General features: G+C 60.7%; 15 protein-coding genes. 2 read left to right on the top strand and 13 right to left on the bottom strand.

Annotated features, from left to right (window positions below):
* Positions 1-111: 111 nt before the first annotated feature.
* The 12 genes from F475_RS09940 to iolC all read right to left on the bottom strand — a co-directional run bounded on the left by F475_RS09940 (position 112) and on the right by iolC (position 15327).
* Positions 112-1134, bottom strand: a complete 1023-nt coding sequence (locus F475_RS09940) for an ABC transporter permease (RefSeq protein ID WP_018928024.1) — start codon at positions 1132-1134, stop codon at positions 112-114.
* Positions 1135-1191: 57 nt separating this feature from the next.
* Positions 1192-2757 carry a sugar ABC transporter ATP-binding protein gene (locus F475_RS09935; protein WP_018928025.1) on the bottom strand — a complete coding sequence of 522 codons (1566 nt, stop codon included), beginning with the start codon at positions 2755-2757 and terminating at the stop codon, positions 1192-1194.
* 69 nt (positions 2758-2826) lie between these two features.
* The gene (locus tag F475_RS09930; protein WP_111453825.1) at positions 2827-3753 is read right to left on the bottom strand and encodes a sugar ABC transporter substrate-binding protein; all 927 of its coding nucleotides are present in this window, start codon (positions 3751-3753) and stop codon (positions 2827-2829) included.
* 366 nt (positions 3754-4119) lie between these two features.
* On the bottom strand, positions 4120-5172 hold the full coding sequence (locus F475_RS09925; RefSeq protein WP_111453824.1) for a Gfo/Idh/MocA family protein: 1053 nt from the start codon (positions 5170-5172) through the stop codon (positions 4120-4122).
* Between the two features lie 58 nt (positions 5173-5230).
* Entirely contained in the window at positions 5231-6091 is an 861-nt protein-coding gene (locus F475_RS09920) for a sugar phosphate isomerase/epimerase family protein (protein ID WP_007939382.1), read from the bottom strand.
* Positions 6092-6225: 134 nt separating this feature from the next.
* The gene (locus F475_RS09915; RefSeq protein WP_064617029.1) at positions 6226-7251 is read right to left on the bottom strand and encodes a Gfo/Idh/MocA family protein; all 1026 of its coding nucleotides are present in this window, start codon (positions 7249-7251) and stop codon (positions 6226-6228) included.
* Positions 7252-7282: 31 nt separating this feature from the next.
* Positions 7283-9214 (bottom strand): 3D-(3,5/4)-trihydroxycyclohexane-1,2-dione acylhydrolase (decyclizing), encoded by a 1932-nt coding sequence (gene iolD, locus F475_RS09910; protein ID WP_111453823.1) that lies wholly within the window; start codon positions 9212-9214, stop codon positions 7283-7285.
* 31 nt (positions 9215-9245) lie between these two features.
* Complete coding sequence (locus F475_RS09905) at positions 9246-10067, bottom strand: TIM barrel protein (protein WP_086945492.1); 822 nt, start codon at positions 10065-10067, stop codon at positions 9246-9248.
* A 26-nt stretch (positions 10068-10093) separates the two neighbouring features.
* Entirely contained in the window at positions 10094-11596 is a 1503-nt protein-coding gene (locus F475_RS09900) for a CoA-acylating methylmalonate-semialdehyde dehydrogenase (RefSeq protein WP_105341515.1), read from the bottom strand.
* 30 nt (positions 11597-11626) lie between these two features.
* A complete protein-coding gene (gene iolB / locus F475_RS09895) occupies positions 11627-12436 on the bottom strand; it encodes a 5-deoxy-glucuronate isomerase (protein ID WP_111453822.1) in 810 nt (269 codons plus the stop codon).
* The gene (gene iolE / locus F475_RS09890) at positions 12433-13326 is read right to left on the bottom strand and encodes a myo-inosose-2 dehydratase (RefSeq protein ID WP_019649283.1); all 894 of its coding nucleotides are present in this window, start codon (positions 13324-13326) and stop codon (positions 12433-12435) included. Before iolE ends, iolB begins: the two co-directional genes overlap by 4 nt.
* A gap of 63 nt (positions 13327-13389) precedes the next feature.
* Positions 13390-15327: a 5-dehydro-2-deoxygluconokinase gene (gene iolC / locus F475_RS09885; protein ID WP_111453821.1), complete on the bottom strand. Its 1938-nt coding sequence runs from the start codon at positions 15325-15327 to the stop codon at positions 13390-13392.
* Positions 15328-15638: 311 nt separating this feature from the next.
* On the opposite strand from iolC, the gene F475_RS09880 reads away from it, so the two are divergent.
* The gene (locus F475_RS09880; protein ID WP_007939390.1) at positions 15639-16559 is read left to right on the top strand and encodes a MurR/RpiR family transcriptional regulator; all 921 of its coding nucleotides are present in this window, start codon (positions 15639-15641) and stop codon (positions 16557-16559) included.
* Positions 16560-16668: 109 nt separating this feature from the next.
* Positions 16669-17280, top strand: a complete 612-nt coding sequence (locus F475_RS09875; protein WP_019649285.1) for a glutathione S-transferase — start codon at positions 16669-16671, stop codon at positions 17278-17280.
* A gap of 93 nt (positions 17281-17373) precedes the next feature.
* Here F475_RS09875 and F475_RS09870 read toward each other — a convergent pair whose 3' ends face one another.
* Entirely contained in the window at positions 17374-18615 is a 1242-nt protein-coding gene (locus F475_RS09870; RefSeq protein ID WP_018928036.1) for a M20/M25/M40 family metallo-hydrolase, read from the bottom strand.
* Positions 18616-18691: the final 76 nt, after the last annotated feature.

The following is an 18691-nucleotide window of genomic DNA, read 5'->3' as shown; positions in this document are numbered from 1 at the left end:
CGCTTATCGGAGTGCGTTTATAGCAAGAAATTCAGTCCAGCGGCTGTATATAGAAGACAAACGGCTGCGCCACGCGGGTCAGGCGTGGCGCAGTTTCGTCTTTCGTGTGGTTTAGCGCTTGAGTTTGCGCTTGTTGCGGTACTGGTCGATGACCACCGCCACCACAATAATCAGCCCCTTGATAATGTCTTGAATATAAGCGTCAACACCGACAAAGGTAAAGCCGCTGGCCATGACCCCGAGAATCAATGCCCCGATTACGGTGCCAGTGATGCGCCCAACGCCACCGGCCAGGCTGGTGCCGCCGATGACCGCCGCGGCAATCGCGTCCAGTTCATAAGACATGCCCATCCCGGCCTGCCCCGTCGCGGCCCGTGCCGACGCCACCACCCCGGCCAGGCCGGCAAGCAACCCGGCGATGCTGTAGACAATCACCAGATGCCGCTTGACGTTGATCCCGGAGGTACGCGCCGCCTGCATGTTGCCGCCAATGGCGTAGGTGTATTTACCGTACTTGGTGTAGCGCAGGGCAATGTGAAAGATCACCGCCACCACCAGAAAGATGATCACCGGCATCGCGCCATGCCCAATGGCCGTGTAGGAATCCGAGAGCATGCTCACCGGCTGACCTTCGGTGTAGTAGCGCGCCAGACCGCGCGCCGAGACCATCATGCCGAGGGTGGCAATGAACGGTGGAATCCCGGTGATTGCAATGATGCTGCCGTTGATCGCCCCCGCCAGCAATCCCACCCCCAGCCCGGTGATCACTGGAATCCACACCGGCAAGTCAGTCAGGGACGGAAACACCGCCCGGGCAAAGTCCGAGGTCTGGGCCAGGCTGGCGGCAATCATCGCCGACAGCGCCAGCACCGAACCCGAGGAAAGGTCGATACCGGTGGTGATGATGACCTGGGTCACCCCGATCGCCAGCAGGCCGATGATCGACACTTGCAGGATCATCAGCACCAGGCGCTGAGAGTTCATCAGGAAGCTCTGGTCCCGCACGATCCAGCCGAACAGCTCGAAGACCAGACCGATGCCGATCAGTACCAGGAAGATACTCAGCTCAGTCGGGAAGCGCCGACGACTCTTGACCGGTGCCATTGCAGGCTTGTTTTCCAGTATCGCGTTCATAACCACTCTCCCTTCTATTGCGTCGTCGACGGCGGCCACGGCCACCGCCGGCATCCATTAGTGAACCGCGGACATGCCCGAGGCCAGTTGCATCACTCGTTCCTGGGTCGCTTCGCTGCGGTCGAGGGTGCCCATCAGGTCGCCCTCGTGCATGACCATGACCCGGTCGCTCATGCCCAGCACTTCCGGCAGTTCCGAAGAAATCATGATCACCGCCATGCCTTCGCTGGCCAGGTACGAGATCAGCCGGTAGATCTCGGCCTTGGCGCCGACATCGATGCCCCGGGTCGGCTCGTCGAGAATCAGGATTCGCGGGTTGGTCATCAGCCAGCGCGCCAGCAAGGCCTTCTGCTGATTACCGCCGGACAAGGTATCGATGCACTGCTCCAGCGACGGCGTTTTCACCCGCAGCTTCTTGCACATGTCTTCACACAACGCGCGCAGGGCTTTCTGCTGGATGAAGCCGTTGCCGACGTAATGGGGCAATACCGCCATTTCCATGTTTTCCAGCACCGACAGGCACGGGAACAGGCCGCTGAGCTTGCGATCTTCGGTCAACAACGCGAACCCCTTCTCGATGGCCATGTGCGGATCAGTGATGCGCACCACCTCGCCGTCGAGCCGGATCTCGCCACCGTCACTCGGAGTGATGCCGAAAATCGCCTCGGCGACATTGGTCCGCCCCGAGCCCATCAACCCGGCAATGCCCAGGATCTCCCCGGCATGCAGGTCGAAGGAGACATCCTTGAAAATGCCGTCCAGCTTGAGATCGCGTACCGACAGCAACAGATCGCCGATCGGCTTCTCGCGCACCGGGAACAACTGGCTCAGTTCGCGACCGACCATCATCGAAATCAGGCTGTCGCCGTCCATGCTGTCGGCCCGTTGCAGGCCGATGTAGGCGCCATCGCGGAACACCGCCACTTCATCGGCGATGCTGAACACTTCGTTCATTTTGTGAGTGATGTAGATGATGCCTTTGCCCTGGCTCTTGAGGTCGGCAATGATCGAGAACAGGTGGGCGACTTCCTTATCGGTGATAGCCGAAGTCGGTTCGTCCATGATCAGGATGTCGGAGTCGTAGGACACCGCCTTGGCGATCTCGACCATCTGCCGTTCGGCGATGCTCAGGTTGCCCACCTGCTCTTCCGGGTCGAGATTGATCCGCAGCCGCTCCAGCAGTTTGGCGGTGCAGCGGTGCATTTCGCGGTGATCGATCATGTGCAGGCCGTTGAGCTGCTCCCGGCCGATCCAGATGTTCTCGGCGATGCTCATGTGTGGCATCAGGTTGAGTTCCTGGTGGATCATCGCAATCCCGGCCTGGAGCGCGGCCAGTGGCGTTTCGAAGACCACCGGCTTGCCCCGCAGGCGCAACTCGCCAGCGTCCGGCTGGTAGATGCCGGCAATGATTTTCATCAGGGTGGATTTGCCGGCACCGTTTTCGCCCATCAGCGCCAGCACGGAACCGGGACGCACCCGCAGCTGTACGTCGGACAAGGCCACCACACCGGGAAAACCCTTGCTGACGTTGATGATCTCCAGCAGGTACGGCTCATCGACAGGTGTTGCGGTTGGCTGGATACCCACCAACGGGGTGCTCGAAGCAGTCGCTGAAGCGAACATGATCAGGTACTCCATCAGCAAGGTCGCGTCGCAACCTTGCGTGCTTATTGTTGTTATCGAACGGACGGACTATTTGAACTGGTCAACGTTTTGCAAAGTGATCAAGCGATACGGCACCCACACGGCCTGCTCCACCGGTTCGTTCCTGGCCATTTTCACCGCCGTGTCGACCGAACCATCAGCCTGCCCCTTGGCGTCCTGGAACACCGAAACCAGCAGAGAGCCCTTCTTCACCGCGTTCAAACCGTCGGGCGTACCGTCAACACCGGCGATCAGCACACTGCCTTTGGCGACACCCGCCTGTTGCAGGGCCATGGCCGCGCCAATCGCCATCTCGTCGTTATTGGAGACGACCGCGTCGAACTTGCGGCCCTGGGTCAGCCAGTCGTTGACCAGGGTCATGCCCTTGTCCCGCGACCAGATGCCGCTCTGCTCTTGCTCGATCTTGATGTTCGGGTACTTGGCCAGCACCTCTTTTACGCCCTTGGTGCGGTTGGTGGTGGAGTTGTTGGCCAAATCACCGAGCAGAATCACGATGTCGCCCTTGCCGCCCATTTTTTCCGCCAGGTACTGCATCTGCATCTGACCGGCCTCCAGATCGTTGGAGGCGACAGTGACCACGCCTTTGGGCAGGTTCATGTCGTCGGGACGACGATTGACGTACACCAGCGGAATACCGGCCTTGACCGCTGCTTCAGTGATTTTCTTGGTGGCGGCGGTATCCACCGGGTTGACCACAATGGCGTCGACCTTCTGGCTGATGAAGCTTTCTACCTGGCTCAACTGCCTGACCACGTCGCTGCGCGCATCCTCGAACTGCAGCTTGACGCCATCGGGATAGGACTTGGCTTTGGTGTCCATGGATTCGCGCAGGTAGGTCAGCCAAGTGTCATCGAACTGGGCCATGCTGACGCCGATCTTCATGTCAGCGAGTGCGGCACCGCTGGCGAGCATCAGGGACAAGGCGAGCGAGGCGAAACGGATCTTGGTCTTCATGAAAGGTCTTTCTCCACATTCTTGTTGGTTTTATGGATAAGGCGTGACGATTTCAGTAAGCGGGCAAGCGGACTATCGGCGCTCCCGGAATGCAGCAGACCAGGGCGCCCTTGCGTTCGACGCAAAGCAAGCGAGAGACGGAATGAAACGAGACGCGAGGCAGGTCGCGAGAGAGGTGCAGCGCGGAACGTAAAGCATGCAGAGTAGAGTTGAAGGTTTTCATCGACGGTACCTGGCTTTGTTTCTTGTTTTTGGTGCGTCCTTCACTCGTTCAAGGCCTGCTTGAGCGTGATCGGACGTTGATAGTCGGCAACCTGGAAACGACTTTATTGGAAAATAATTTCTATATCAACTCATTTTAGAATTTTATTCTGATTTTGTTCCATGGCTTTCAAATGCGCTCAAAGTCACCACTTGATGGCGCTCGAAACTGAGCCGCGCAGCGTCTAGCACGCGGGTGGTCGCCAGTGCATCACGGGCCTCGACCGGCAGTGGGCCACCGCTCTGTAACGCGGTTTGTAGCTGCAAATAGAACTGGTTCCAGCAGCCTCGCTCGGACGGCACCCGCTCGCGCACCTCGCCCTGTTCGAACCAGCCCCAGCGACGATGCTCTTCGACGCCCCAGCGCTCGCCCTCGGATTTGGGCGTGAGCCCGGCCAGGGCCGACGCCTCTTGCCCGTCCAGACCGTCGACGCTGTAGCAGCCCTGGGTGCCGGTCACGCGAAAACGCGGGCCCGGGGTGTTTTGCAGGCAACTGCCACTCAGGTGCGAGATCACGCCACTGGCATGGGTCAGGGACATAAAGAAGCCGTTGTCGAAGGTCTGGCCTTTTTCGAGGTAATCCAGTTCGGCGTAAACCCGGGTGACGGGGCCAAACAACAGCAACGCCTGATCCACCAGATGGCTGCCCAGATCGCGCAGGAAACCACCGCCGCTGCCGTTGTTCACCGACTGTGGCGAGTAGCGTTCGATCCGCGACTCGAAACGGGTGATCTGGCCCAGGGCACCGGACTCGATGAGTTTGCGTACGGTGAGGAAATCCGAATCCCAGCGCCGGTTCTGGTAGACGCTCAAATGCACGCCCTGACGCTCGGCCATGGTGATCAGGGTTTGCGCCTGCTGCGTATCGGCGGCGAACGGCTTGTCGCTGACCACCGCTACCCCGTGTTCGATGGCGTCGAGCACCAACGCCGGACGACCTTTGAGCGGCGTGGACACCACCAGCACATCAACCCCAGCTTCGACCAGTTGGCCAATGCTGTCGAAGGCCGGCACGCCGGGATGTTCCGTGGCCAGCAGTTGTCGGCGCTCGGCGGAACGGGTGACCACGCCCACAAACGTCGCCGCCGGCAAACTGCTGATCAGCGGAGCATGGAAAAACCGGCCGCCATGGCCGTAACCGACAAGTCCGATACGCATGAAAGTATTCTCCTTATAGAACGCGGCCCCTGTGGGAGCGGGCTTGTGTATGCCGCGGTTATTGGCAGAGTTCGCGGGTCACGCGTTCGAGCATCATTCGGTTGGACTCGTCCGGCCGGTCTTCCCAGGCGAATACCGAGACGGTGGCGATGCCATCGAACTTGATCTCGCGCAAGGTGCCGAAAAACGCTTCCCAGTCGACCTCGCCCTGGCCGATGTCCAGGTGCTGGTGCACTGTGGCGGTGACGCCCGGCGGGTTGACGATATAGCGCAAGCCCGAAGAAGCCTTGTGGTTGTAGGTGTCGGCGATGATCAAGTGACTCAGCTTCGAGCCGGCGTACTTGAGCATCGAGGCGATGTCACCCACGCCATCGTCATAGAAAAACGTGTGCGGCGCGGCGTAGAGGTAGTTGATCCAGTCGCGGTCCAGACCGCGAATGATGTCCACCGACTCGTTGTTGCGCTCGCAGAAATCATAAGGATGGGCCTGGATATCGAGCTTGATGCCTTCGCGTTCGAACTCGGGGATCAGTTCGTCCATGGAACGCATGAACTGGTTCTCGCAGACCAACGGGTTGTCCGACTGGCCGGTGAACTCGGTGTTGACCAGTTCGCAGTCCATCTCCACGGCAATCTGGATCGCCCGCTTCCAGTTGCGCACGGCGGCCACGCGCAAACCTTCATCGGCGGCGGCCCAGTGGTACATGGGTAATAAAGAAGAGAGTTTGACCCCGGTGTCGCTCAGGGCTTTGCGAAATTCCTTGATCCGCGCCTTGTCGACTCGCGGGGCTTTATAGAACGGCAGGAAATCTTCTCGGGGCGACAGCTCGATGTGTTCGTAACCGAGCTCGGCGACCTTGTCGACCATCTTGCCCAGGGACAGGTTGCGGTACATGTAGGGGTCTAGTGCGATGCGCACTTTTTTGTTCTCCATCACCTTGAGCTGATCGTTCCCGCGCTCTGCGTGGGAACGCCACCATTGACGCTCTGCGTCCGTTTTGTGACGCGGAGCGTCACGGGATGCATTCCCACGCTGAGCGTGGGAACGATCGATCAGCCGTAGAATCGAGGGCGATCTGGCAGGCCGACTTTGACGATCTGGCCGCTGTTCTGCGCCTCGATGCAAGCATCCGCAGCGACGGCGGCGGCGAAACCGTCCCACGCCGATGGCCCACCGACCTGCCCGGCGCGCACGCCATCGATGAACGCCTGCAACTCGACGTCGTACGCGGCGATGAACCGATCCTTCCAGTCCATCAGAATCGCATTGGACAGTTTCGCTCCGCTGCGCAGTTGAACCTGCGACGGCTCCGGCAGTTTGGCGATGCCCGTTTCCCCTACCACTTCGCACTGGATGTCGTAGCCGTACTGACAGTTGACGAACACTTCCACGTCGATGCGCGTGCCCTTGGCGGTTTCCAGCAACACGATCTGCGGGTCTTTCAAATGGGCGTGGGCCTTACTGGTCTTGCGCGGGAACACCACTTGCACCGACACATAATCGTCGTCGAGCAACCAGCGCAACACGTCCAGCTCATGGATCAGCGTGTCGGTGATCGCCATGTCGGTCTTGTAGTTTTCACCTACGGTCGGATTGCGGTGTGCGCAGTGCAGCATCAGCGGCTCGCCGATCTGGCCACTGTCGATCACCGATTTCAATGCCCTATAACCTTCATCGTACGGGCGCATGAAACCAACCTGCACCAGTCGCTTGCCGTGGGCCACTTCGGCCTCGACGATCTTGCGGCAGCCTTCGGCGGTGACCGCCAGCGGTTTCTCGCAGAACACCGGTTTGCCCGCCGCAATGGCCGCCAGCACGAACTCTTCGTGGCTCGGGCCCCAGGAGGTGACGAGGATTGCGTCGACGTCCGGTGCCTTGATCAACGCGTGGCCATCGGGATAGACCTCGGCGGTCAGCTTCAGATCGGAGACGACCTTGGCCGCTTGCTGCAAATTGATGTCGGTGACCGCGACAACCTGACTGTTGAGCAAGGTCTGGCTGCAACGACGGATATGGTCCTGGCCGATGGCCCCGGTGCCGATGACGCCGATACGCAACGAATTGGAAAGCGAAGACATATAAACACTCCTGTTGTTCGTTTCAGGGCAATCAGTATTGACGGGCCTTGGCCAATCGTTCGTTGAGGGTCTTGGCCACTGCGTCAGTGCGCGCGCTGGTGGAGACTTGCGCCACGCCGACCCGCCACCACGACAGGTATTTGTGAATCATGGTTTTGGGCAGGACCTTGATGTCGATCAGCGTCGACACCGTCTGCAACCGCGCATCCGCCAACGCGGCTCGCAGCTCTTCAACCGTGTTCACCTTGTAGGTCTTGCAGCCGTAAGCCGCCGCGCTCATGGCGAAATCCACCGGCACGAAACCGCCATCGAGCTTGCCGGTTTCAGGATTGCGGAAACGGAACTCGGTGCCGAAGCTGTCCATGCCGTGTTCCATTTGCAGGTTGTTGATGCAGCCGAAGGTCATGTTGTCCAGCAACACCACGTTGATCTTGCGGCGCTCCTGAATCGAGGTTGCCAGCTCCGAGTGCAGCATCATGTAGGAGCCGTCGCCCACCAGCGCATAGACCTCGCGCTCAGGCTCGGCGAGCTTCACTCCCAGTGCCGCGTTCACCTCATAACCCATGCACGAATAACCGTATTCGACGTGATAGGTGTTCACACCCTTGCTGCGCCAACTGCGCTGCAAGTCGCCGGGCAGGCTGCCGGCGGCGGCGACGATCACCGCATCATCGGCCAGGGTTTCATTGAGCACACCGAGCACCCGGCTCTGGGTCAGGCAGGAACCGGTCAGCTCGATGAATTCGCGCAGCACCGCCGGGTCCAGGTGGTCGTTGATTTCCGGCACGAAGTCTTGAGTCTGGTACTCGACCTGATAGAGGCGGTCGACTTCCTCGTCCAGCTGCGCCCGGGCCTGTCGGGGTTGATCGCCCCAGCCGGAGCGATAGTCGCCCAACACAGCGGCCAAGGCGTTCAAGCCGGTTCTGGCGTCCGCCAGCAGTTGCACGCCATCGAGTTTCAGGGCGTCGCAAGGGCTGATGTTGAGGTTGAGAAATTGCACGTCCGGGTGTTTGAACAAGGATTTCGACGCGGTGGTGAAATCGCTGTAGCGGGTGCCGACGCCTATGATCAAATCAGCGTCCCTGGCCAACAGGTTCGCCGCCAGGCAACCGGTTTCGCCGATCCCGCCGACGTTCAGTGGATGGCTGGACACCACCGCGCTCTTGCCGGCCTGGGTTTCGGCGAAAGGAATATCGAAGCGCTCGGCAAAGGCCTGCAACGCTGCATTGGCACCGGAATACTTGACCCCACCGCCGCAGATGATCAGCGGTTTGCGCCTGCCTTTGAACAACGCCACGGCATCGCCGAGCATCGCTTCGGTGGCCGGACGGCGCTCGATGCGGTGCACGCGCTTTTGCAGAAAGTAATCGGGATAGTCGTACGCCTCGGCCTGCACATCTTGCGGCAGGGCCAGGGTCACGGCGCCGGTTTCGGCGGGATCGGTGAGCACGCGCATGGCGTGGATCGCCGCGGTCATCAGTTGCTCGGGACGGTTGATCCGGTCCCAGTATTTGCTCACGGCCTTGAACGCATCGTTGGTGCTGATGCTCAGGTCGTGGAACTGCTCGATCTGTTGCAACACCGGGTCTGGTTGGCGGCAGGCGTAGACGTCGCCGGGCAACAGCAGCAAGGGAATACGGTTGGCGGTGGCCGTCGCGGCAGCAGTCAGCATGTTCGCCGCGCCCGGACCCACCGATGAAGAGCAGGCGTAGATCTTGCGCCGCAGGTGTTGCTTGGCAAAACCAATGGCCGCGTGGGCCATGCCTTGCTCGTTGCGGCCCTGATGGACGATCAGGTCGCCGCTGTCCTGTTCCAGGGCTTGCCCCAGACCCAGCACATTGCCGTGGCCAAAAATGGTAAAGATCCCGGCGACGAATTTGCTCTGAATCCCATCGACCTCGATGTACTGGTTATCGAGGAATTTCACCAGGGCCTGGGCCATGGTCAGTCTTGTTGTGGTCATGCTCGCACCTTTTCCGTATGCAAATCCGATGTCAGCTCAGGGATTTCTGCAGGTGATCCATACTCGCGCCGATCGCCGTCTGGATATCCGCCAGGTCATGGACGCTGTCGGCAAACGGTTCGAACGACAGGTAGCCGCTATAGCCGCTACTGAGCAAGGTGTCGATCTGCGCCGCATTGCCGAGGATGTCGCCCTCGCCCACCAGCACCCGATGGCCGTCACGAATGGTCGCCAGTGGCGCCTCGGCATCTTCGACGCCGGAGATGTGCACCAACCCGGTCAGTTCAGGGAAGAATTCATGCTCGCTGGCCAGGTGATGGTGGAAGGTGTCATGCACCAGACGAAACACATCCAGCCCTCCGATGGCCTTGATCGCATCGACTGCCGTGCGTTTGCGCCGCAGCGAGCATTCTTCGAAACCCAGCGGTTCGATGAAGCCGAGAATGCCGTGATCGCGCAGGATCGGTGCCAGTTCACTCAACGCCGTGCGCAGGCCGGACGCACGCTGCGCTTCGGTTCGTGGATCGGCGCGGTCGTTCAATGGGCACATCACCAAGCCCCGTGCGCCACAGTCACGGGCATAAGCGGCAAGCTTCAGGGCGTGTGCGCGGCGCTCGTCATTCCAGACATCGAACGGATACAGCGCGTTGATCGACAGCACAGTGATGCCTTTGGCCGCGCACAGCTCACGGACGTGTTCGGGTGCGGTGCCATCCTCGATCTCGACGCCTTTGAGGTCGTTGCGAATCTCGATGGCGTCGGCCTTGAGGGTCACCGCCAACTCGATGAACGCCGGCAGGGACAAACGTGGGGCGACCATACGGTTCAAGGCGAAACGCAGGGGTTTGCTCATTTTTTGTTGTTCTCCGCACACGTGAATTATTTGGCTGTCGGCATGCTGAATTCAGGGCCCTTGGCGATGCTGTCGGGCCAACGCTGCATCACGCTTTTGTAGCGGCTGTAGAAGCGAATGCCTTCTTCGCCATAAGCGTGGTGATCACCGAACAGCGAGCGCTTCCAGCCGCCGAACGAGTGCCAGGCCATGGGCACCGGAATCGGTACGTTGATGCCGACCATGCCGACCTTGATGCTGCGGGCAAACGAGCGGGCGATGCCGCCGTCGCTGGTGAAACAGGACACGCCGTTGCCGAATTCATGGGCGTTGATCAGCGCCACGGCGCTGGCGAAGTCCGGCACGCGCACAATGCCCAGCACCGGTCCGAAGATCTCTTGCTGGTAAATGCTCATCTCGGTCGTGACCTTGTCGAACAGCGTCGCACCGACGAAGAAACCGTTCTCGGCGCCTGGCACCTTGAAGTTGCGCCCGTCGACAATCAGCTGCGCGCCCTGGGCCACGCCTTCGCCGATAAAACCCTCGACCTTGGCCTTGTGTTCGGCAGTCACCAGCGGCCCCATGTCGCTGTCACCCTGCATGCCGTTGCCGACCTTCAGTTGATCGATGCGCGGCAGCAGTTTGGCAATCAACTGGTCACCGACATCACCCACGGCCACGGCAATCGAAATCGCCATGCAACGCTCACCGGCCGAGCCGTACGCCGCGCCGATCAGCGCGTCCGCCGCCTGGTCCAGATCGGCATCGGGCATGACGATCATGTGGTTCTTCGCCCCGCCCAGCGCTTGTACACGCTTGCCGCGCGAGGTGGCTTGCTGGTGGATGTACTCGGCAATCGGCGTCGAGCCGACAAAGGAAATCGCCTCGATGTCCGGGTGTTGCAGCAAGGCATCGACCGCCGCCTTGTCGCCCTGGACCACGTTGAACACACCGTCCGGCAACCCGGCTTCGGTGAGCAAGCGAGCCATCAACAAACTGGCGGATGGATCACGTTCAGACGGTTTAAGGATGAAGCAGTTGCCGGTGACCAGCGCCAACGGGATCATCCAAAGCGGCACCATCACCGGGAAGTTGAACGGCGTAACGCCGGCGCAGACGCCCAATGGCTGGCGCAGGTTCCAGTTGTCGATGCCACCGCCGATGTTGTCGCTGAAATCGGTTTTCAGCAGGTTCGGCGCACCGCAGGCGTATTCGACGATTTCGATGCCACGGGTCACTTCGCCCTTGGCGTCGGAGAACACCTTGCCGTGTTCGCGGCTGATGATTTCGGCCAGTTCGTTGTGATGGCGGTCGAGCAATTCCTTGAACTTGAACATCACCCGCGAACGGCGCAGGGACGATTGCTCGGACCAGGCCGGGAACGCCTTCATGGCCGAAGCGACGGCCTCGTCCACGGTCTTCTGGCTGGCCAGCCCGACCCGCGCCTGAACGCTGCCGGTGGCCGGATTGAAGACATTGCTGAACCGCTCGCTACCGCTGTCCTGCACCTGACCGTCGATGTAATGACCTATGACCGGGGCGTCGCTCATTGTTCTTGTTCTCCCTTTGAATGTTGGAATTTAGAGATCCAGTAGCCAGCTGTGCTGCGGATCGTTATGGAACTGCCAGACGCGTTTCGGGCCGGCCATCACGTTCAGGTAATACGACTCATAGCCGTAGGGCACGCTGACCGGGTGATAACCCTTGGGCACCACCACCAGGTCGCTGTTTTCCACCGCCATGGCCTGATCGATACTGCGATCGTCGGTGTAGACCCGCTGGAACACGAAGCCCTGGGGCGGGTTGATCTGGTGGTAATAGGTTTCTTCGAGAAAGCTCTGGTGCGGCAGATCGTCGGTGTCGTGCTTGTGCGGTGGGTAGCTCGACGAGTGACCGGACGGCGTACGCACTTCCACCACCAGCAGCGAATGGGCGGGCTCGGTGTCCGGCAAAATGTCGCAGACACAACGGGTGTTGGCACCCTTGCCGCGCACGCTGCGTTTCATGCTGTCGGGTTTGATCAGCCTTGGGACGAGGTTTTCGGTCGTCGAACCGGGGGCCGCGCACACGGCGATTTGCACGTCGCTCAACGCCACCACCTGGGCCTGGCTGCCGGGTGGCAAATACACGGCGAACGGTGATTTGTCTTCGAACACCGACTGACGATCGCCGATGTTGTCCCAGTCGAACGCGCCCTGCCCCGGTGCTTCGCCTTTGATGCCGACCCGACCGCTGAGCAGTACCAGGCACAATTCCTTGTCGCCCGCGCTGACCGGTAGGGTTTCGCCAAGACTCAGGCGGTAAGCGGCAAAACCGACGTATTCCAACTCATCCTGACCCAACTCGACCATGGTCCGGCCGCGGGCATTGCTCTTGACCAACAGGCTCATCGCGCGGTCCTCTCGTCGAGCAAGGCACGCAAGGTGTCGTAGCCTTTTTTCGCGTAGACGTAACTTGGTGCCACCGCCGGATCCTGCTCGGCTTCCACCACCAGCCAGCCGTGGTAGTCGGCGCCCAGCAGCACGTCGAGCAAGGCGCCGAAGTCGATGTCGCCATCGCCGGGCACGGTGAAGGTGCCGTTGATGATGCAGTCCGGGAAGCTCCACAGGTTGTTGCGCGCCAGTTGCACCACCGGTTTGCGCACGTCCTTGAAATGCACGTGGCAAACCCGTTCGATATGTTTGCGTAGCACCTGCAACGGCTCGCCGCCGCCCATGTAGCAGTGGCCCGAATCGAACAGCAGTCCGACTTCGCTGCCGGTCAACGCCATCAGTTTGTCGATGTCGGCCGGGGATTCGACGTAGGCCCCCATGTGATGGTGATAGGCCAGACGCACGCCCTGGGACAGGGTGAAGCGCGCCAGTTCGGTGAGTTTGTCGGCATATTCTTGCCAGGCCTGCTCGGTGTGGAAACGTGGGCGCTCGACCAGTGGAATGCGCTGGCCTTGAATGGAGTCGGCGACTTCGCCATAGACCAGCACCTTGGCGCCGTTCTTCGCCAGCAGCTCGACATGGCTGCCGATGGCGTCGATTTCCTCGGCCACGGAACGGCGGGCCAGACGGCTGGAATACCAACCGGACACCAGCGCCAGGTCGTAAGGCCGCAGCACATCGCCGACGCCCTTGGCGTCCTTGGGGAACTTGCCGTTGAGTTCGAAGCCTTCGTAGCCAATGTCCTTGCCTTCGCTGAGAGCGGTGCTCAACGGCGTTTCACCACCGAGGGACGGCAGGTCGTCGTTGCTCCAGGAGATCGGGTTGATGCCAATTCGGATAGCGGGCATGGCTGCACCTTTTATTGTTTTCTAAATTACCGTTGAGTCTGAGGCCGCCTTCGCGGTGTGACGTCAAGCGCGGGCCGTGCGCCAGGCATCGATCAGTTCGACGAAGGTGCCCTGCACCTGGCGAATCAGTGCCTCGTCGTCGATTTCACCGGCCAGCCACGCGCGGCTCGGTTCCTGGAAGATCGTCCGGCCCACGGCGAAACCACGGCAGGTCTGGCTCTGGCTGGCCTGTTGGAACCCTTCGGCCAAGGTCGCCGCCGGGGCATTCAGGCCCAGCAGCACCACGCCACGGCAATACGGGTCGCGTTCCTGGATCAGCTCGTCGAGTTGTTTCCACTCCTCGGCGCTTTGCGCTTCGATCTTCCACCACGCCGGGTAGATGCCCAGGTTGTAGAGGCGTTTGAGGGCGCGATAGAGCACGTCTGGATGCGGTGATGGGTGATCCTTGGGCGGAATGATCTCCAGCAGCAATTCATGCCCGCTGACCTGCGAGGCCTGGTACAGGCCCTTGATCTGCGCCTCCTGCTCCAGACGCAGCAGAGGCTCGTCGTCGGGATGGAATTGCACCAGGCATTTGATGATCTGTTCTTGCGGCCAGGCGATCAGGTTGCTGCCGATCGAGCGCCCGTGTTCGAACGCCAATGGCCGCGAACCCTGCACTTCCACCGGCCGCGCCACCCACCAGCCACGACCGGTGGCGGCGTTCAGCGAGTCCTGGCCGAAACGTTGATCGGCCAGCAAGCCGACATCGGCGTCGACGCCCTGCTCACGCAAATCCGCCTCGACCCGTTCCACGGCTTTGATAAAGAGTTGTTTGAGTTCGCAGATAGCGTTCAGGTCGCGCCCGCCCTTGTGGGCCAGCTCCACCAGCTGCCCGCGATGATCGAAGGCAAAGATGAACAGCTGCTTCCACTGTTTGCGCGGCACGCTGACCTGATGCAGGCGCTGCAATGTCACGTCCTGATCCGGCCGGGTGATCGGCACCGGGCTGCTGAACAGGTAGTCGAGTTCGGCGCGGGTCGGCATCGCCGGGGCGCAGGCATGGCGCGACACCACCAGACCGCCGCAGGCATTGGCCAACTGGCAGCAGCGCTCGTCGCTGGCGTCCTCCAGCCAGCCACTGAGGAAACCCGACATGAAGGCATCGCCGGCCCCCAGCACATTCAGCACTTCGACGCGCACACCGGGATAGATCGCGCCGTCTTCGAGACGCGCCGGGATCGCCCCGTGAATCACCGTGCAACCTTGCGGGCCGAGCTTGACCACCAGGGTTGCCGCGCTCAGGCGCCGGACATTGCGCAGCGCGGTGAGCAGATCCTCGGAGCCGCCGGCGATCAGGAATTCTTCTTCAGTACCGACGATCAGGTCGAAACGCGGGAGGATTTTCTGCACGTGCTGGCTGACGTTCTGGTCGGCGACGAAACGGGTTTCGCCGTCCGCCTTGCCGGCCAGGCCCCAGAGCACCGGGCGGTAGTCGATGTCCAGGACCCGCTTGACGTTGTGCTTTTCGGCGTAGTCCAGCGCCTGAATGCTCGCCTTGTAGACACCGTCGGTGGAGAAATGGGTGCCGGTGATCAGCAGGGCTTTGCTGGAAGCGATAAAGGCTTCGCTGATGTCTTCGGCGCGCAACGCCATGTCGGCGCAGTTTTCGCGGTAGAACACCAGGGGAAAGGTTTCGCGATCCTTGAGGCCCAGCAGGACCATGGCGGTCAGGCGTTCCGGATCGACCTTGATGCCGCTGACGTCGCAGCCTTCACGGACCAAGGATTCAACGAGGAAACGGCCCATGTGGTCGTCCCCTACCCGGCTCAACATCGCCGACTTCAGCCCCAGTCGCGCGGTGCCGAAGGCAATGTTGGCGGACGAACCGCCCAGGTACTTGGCGAAGCTGCTCACATCCTCCAGCCGCGCCCCGACTTGTTGCGCATAAAGATCGACGCCAAGGCGTCCGAGGCAAATCAGATCCAATTGACGCCCACTGGCAAAACGAGTCTGGCCCATGCTGGCTCCTGTTATTTTTATCAGCCTGCGTCCGGGGCGATGAAGGCGCCGAACACTCTTGGTGGATGCAGACTAAAACGACCGGGGCCGAACAATCAATATTTATTCTATATATTTTTTACGTGGAATATTTTTTCCAATAAACTTTGATACAAGCGTTCCAGACACCGTGCATCGTTTCAGCAGGCCCCAGGCCGATTGCAAGCTCAAGATTTTATTCCGGCCTACCCTGTAGACTGCGCACAGCCAACCTATTGTCAGGGGATGACGAGAACCGTCATCCCTATAAGAACAAGCCAGAAGGATTTCTTATGTCCCGCACCGATCAGCCGGCTACGACCGAGAGCTCGCCCGACAGCGATCTCGCCAGCCCTCCGATCAATGCCGAGCGTCTGTTGCAGCTGATCACCGAGGAGTACGAAAGTCTACCGCGCCAGCTCAAACGCATCGCCAGTTACATGAGCCAGCAGAGCGACCGGATCATGGTCGACCGCATCAGCGACATCGCCCGCGAATGCGAAGTGCACCCGTCGGCCATCGTGCGCTTTTCCCAGCGCTTCGGCTTCAGCGGGTTCAGTGAAATGCAGGCGCTGTTTCGCGAGGCCTACACCCACAAGACCACGCCGGTGCAGAACTACCAGCAACGCATCCGCAGCATGATCGCCAACAAGTCGCAGAAGGCCAGCGGCGGCGACCTGGCGCGCGAATGCATCAACGCCACCCTGTCAGGCATCGAACGATTGGGGCTGGAACTCGATGACCAGGCTTTCGACAAGGCCGTGGACCTGGTGGTGAATGCCGACAACATCTACGTGGTCGGGGTGCGCCGCTCGTTCGCGGTGGCCGATTACCTGGTCTACAACCTGCAGCACACCAACAAGCGCATCCACCTGGTGTCGGGCCTTGGCGGCAGCTACCGCGAGCAGATGCGCAGCGTGCGCGCCAACGACCTGGTGATCGCCATCAGCTTCACGCCCTATGGCAAGGAAACCCAGCACTGCCTGCGCATCGCCCAGCACCATCAGGCGAAAACCCTGATCATCACCGACAGCAACCTCTCGCCATTGGCCAAGCGCGCCAACACCGTGCTGCTGGTCAACGAGGGCAGCTCGTTTGCCTTCCGTTCATTGAGTGCCACCTTGTGCCTGTGCCAGGCGCTGTTCATCGCCGTGGCTTATCGACTGGAATTGAAGGTCGATGAGATTCATGAGCAGGCAGGCTTTGAGGATTAGCCTTCGAGGATGAACAATAGGCCTGAGGATCAGCGCGAAATCGTTTGCACGTCGCTGAACCTCGGCTAAGGTTGTCCATCCCCAAGGACCGTCTGTAAGGAGAGGCTCAATGAAACTGATCGGCATGCTGGATTCGCCCTACGTGCGGCGCGTCGCCATTTCCGCCAAATGCCTGGGCATCCCGCTGGAACACGCGTCGGTTTCGGTGTTCAGGCACTTCGAGCAGTTCCAGCAGATCAACCCGGTGGTGAAGGCGCCGACGCTGGTGCTGGATGACGGTGAGGTGTTGATGGATTCAACGCTGATCATCGATTACCTCGAAGCCCTGGCCGCTCCGGGTAAAAGCCTGATATCCGACAATCCGGCTCAACGCTTGCGCTCGCTGCGGCTGATCGGCCTGGCATTGGCGGCGTGCGAGAAGTCGGTACAGCTTTACTACGAACGCAACCTGCGGCCAGCGGAGATTCAGTACGCGCCTTGGGTGGAACGGGTCGAGGGGCAATTGGCGGCGGCGTATTCGGCGCTTGAGCGGGAGCTGGAAAAGCAGCCGCTGAAGACCGATGGCTCGATTGCTCAGGATGGGATTAGCCTGGCGGTGGCCTGGAGTTTTACCAACCTGGTGGTGCCGGATCAGGTGGATGCTGCGCAGTTTCCACTGATCAACGCGTTCACGGCGTATGCCGAAGGGCTTGAGGTGTTTATCGATACACCGATCGAGTAGGCAATACGCAGTAAGCCCAAACACTGAAAATCCCTGTGGGAGCGGGTTCCGCATTGGGCAATGCTCACCACAGGGGCCTGACGATCTGGCTGATTACCGCTTGGCCAATTCCATAATCATCCGCGACAGCAAATAAATCCGCGGCGCCACGCTTTCGACCTCGGCGTACTCTTCAGGCGTATGGATATTGCCGCCGACAATCCCGAACCCGTCCAGCGTCGGCGTACCAACACCCGCGGACAAACTCGCATCTGCCGCCCCGCCGCTGCCTTCTTCCGTCAACTTGCGGCCAATTTCGCCGTAAATGCCTTGAGCCATGGCCATCAAGCGATCCGATTCCGCCGTTTGCGGCATCGGTGGCAAGCCGCGCTTGAGGCTGGTGGTGACTTGCGTATCGGCAATCAGTTTGTCCTTCGACACCCGCGCCAGGTCCTTTTCGATCCGGTCGAATTCCTCCGGCACCGCCGCCCGCACATCAGCCTTGGCCGTAGCCTGATCCGGAATCACGTTGGTGCGGTCGCCGGCCTTGAGCACGGTGAAGTTGATGGTGGTTTTCTTCGCTTCATCGCCCAGTTTGCCGAGTTGCAAAATCTGGTGCGCGGCTTCCATGGCAGCGTTACGCCCCAATTCCGGGGCAACGCCCGCATGCGCAGCCTTGCCTTTGACCTCGACCACGGCGGTGGCGCTGCCTTTGCGCCAGACCACCAGGCCATCGGCCGGGCGCCCCGGTTCGAGGTTGAGGGTCACGTCGTGGGCCTTGGCGGTTTTCTTGATCAGGTCGGTGGCGACGTCCGAGCCGGTTTCTTCACTGGCATCGAGCAGGAAGGTGATCTGCGCGTAGTCCTTGAAGTCGAGGTTCTTGAGGATTTTCAGCGCGTAGATCCCGGCGACGATGCCGCCCTTGTCGTCCATCACGCCCGGCCCATAGGCGCGGCCGTCCTTGATGTGGAACGGACGCTCGGCGGCGGAGCCTTCCTTGAACACAGTGTCCATGTGCGCCATCAGCAGGATCTTCGCCTTGCCGGTGCCTTTGAGGGTAGCCAGCACATGGTTGCTCTCGTCCGGGGTGTTGGGCACCAGTTCGATGGTGGCACCCAGTTTTTTCAACTCTTCGATGGCGATGTCGCTCACCTGGGTCAGGCCCGGTTCATAGCCGGAGCCGGAGTCGATGTTCACCAGCCGTTCCAGCAGTTTCAGGGCTTCAGCCTTGTACTGTTCAGCATCGGCGAGGACTTGTTTGTGGGGTTCGGCGAAGGCTGCGGGGGTGAAGGTGCCGAGGGCGAGGGTCAGGCCAAGACTGGTGGCCAGGAAGGAACGCGGGAGCTTGAACGTCATGAATCGATCCTTGTTTCGTGTCGGGGGTCTTTAGACCCTACCTGACTACGACGCAAGGCTCTACACCGGATGCGAC

It is taken from the genome of Pseudomonas sp. URMO17WK12:I6 (assembly GCF_003253625.1).
Lineage (GTDB): Bacteria > Pseudomonadota > Gammaproteobacteria > Pseudomonadales > Pseudomonadaceae > Aquipseudomonas.
Note: the sequence above shows the minus strand (reverse complement) of the source record. Positions and strands in the feature narration are given on the sequence as shown.

Coding starts and splice junctions, on each gene's coding strand:
- F475_RS09940 (WP_018928024.1), bottom strand. CDS start 1,134: ATGAACGCGATACTGGAAAACAAGCCTGCAATGGCACCGGTCAAGAGT.
- F475_RS09935 (WP_018928025.1), bottom strand. CDS start 2,757: ATGTTCGCTTCAGCGACTGCTTCGAGCACCCCGTTGGTGGGTATCCAG.
- F475_RS09930 (WP_111453825.1), bottom strand. CDS start 3,753: ATGAAGACCAAGATCCGTTTCGCCTCGCTCGCCTTGTCCCTGATGCTC.
- F475_RS09925 (WP_111453824.1), bottom strand. CDS start 5,172: ATGCGTATCGGACTTGTCGGTTACGGCCATGGCGGCCGGTTTTTCCAT.
- F475_RS09915 (WP_064617029.1), bottom strand. CDS start 7,251: ATGTCTTCGCTTTCCAATTCGTTGCGTATCGGCGTCATCGGCACCGGG.
- iolD (WP_111453823.1), bottom strand. CDS start 9,214: ATGACCACAACAAGACTGACCATGGCCCAGGCCCTGGTGAAATTCCTC.
- F475_RS09905 (WP_086945492.1), bottom strand. CDS start 10,067: ATGAGCAAACCCCTGCGTTTCGCCTTGAACCGTATGGTCGCCCCACGT.
- F475_RS09900 (WP_105341515.1), bottom strand. CDS start 11,596: ATGAGCGACGCCCCGGTCATAGGTCATTACATCGACGGTCAGGTGCAG.
- iolB (WP_111453822.1), bottom strand. CDS start 12,436: ATGAGCCTGTTGGTCAAGAGCAATGCCCGCGGCCGGACCATGGTCGAG.
- iolE (WP_019649283.1), bottom strand. CDS start 13,326: ATGCCCGCTATCCGAATTGGCATCAACCCGATCTCCTGGAGCAACGAC.
- iolC (WP_111453821.1), bottom strand. CDS start 15,327: ATGGGCCAGACTCGTTTTGCCAGTGGGCGTCAATTGGATCTGATTTGC.
- F475_RS09880 (WP_007939390.1), top strand. CDS start 15,639: ATGTCCCGCACCGATCAGCCGGCTACGACCGAGAGCTCGCCCGACAGC.
- F475_RS09875 (WP_019649285.1), top strand. CDS start 16,669: ATGAAACTGATCGGCATGCTGGATTCGCCCTACGTGCGGCGCGTCGCC.
- F475_RS09870 (WP_018928036.1), bottom strand. CDS start 18,615: ATGACGTTCAAGCTCCCGCGTTCCTTCCTGGCCACCAGTCTTGGCCTG.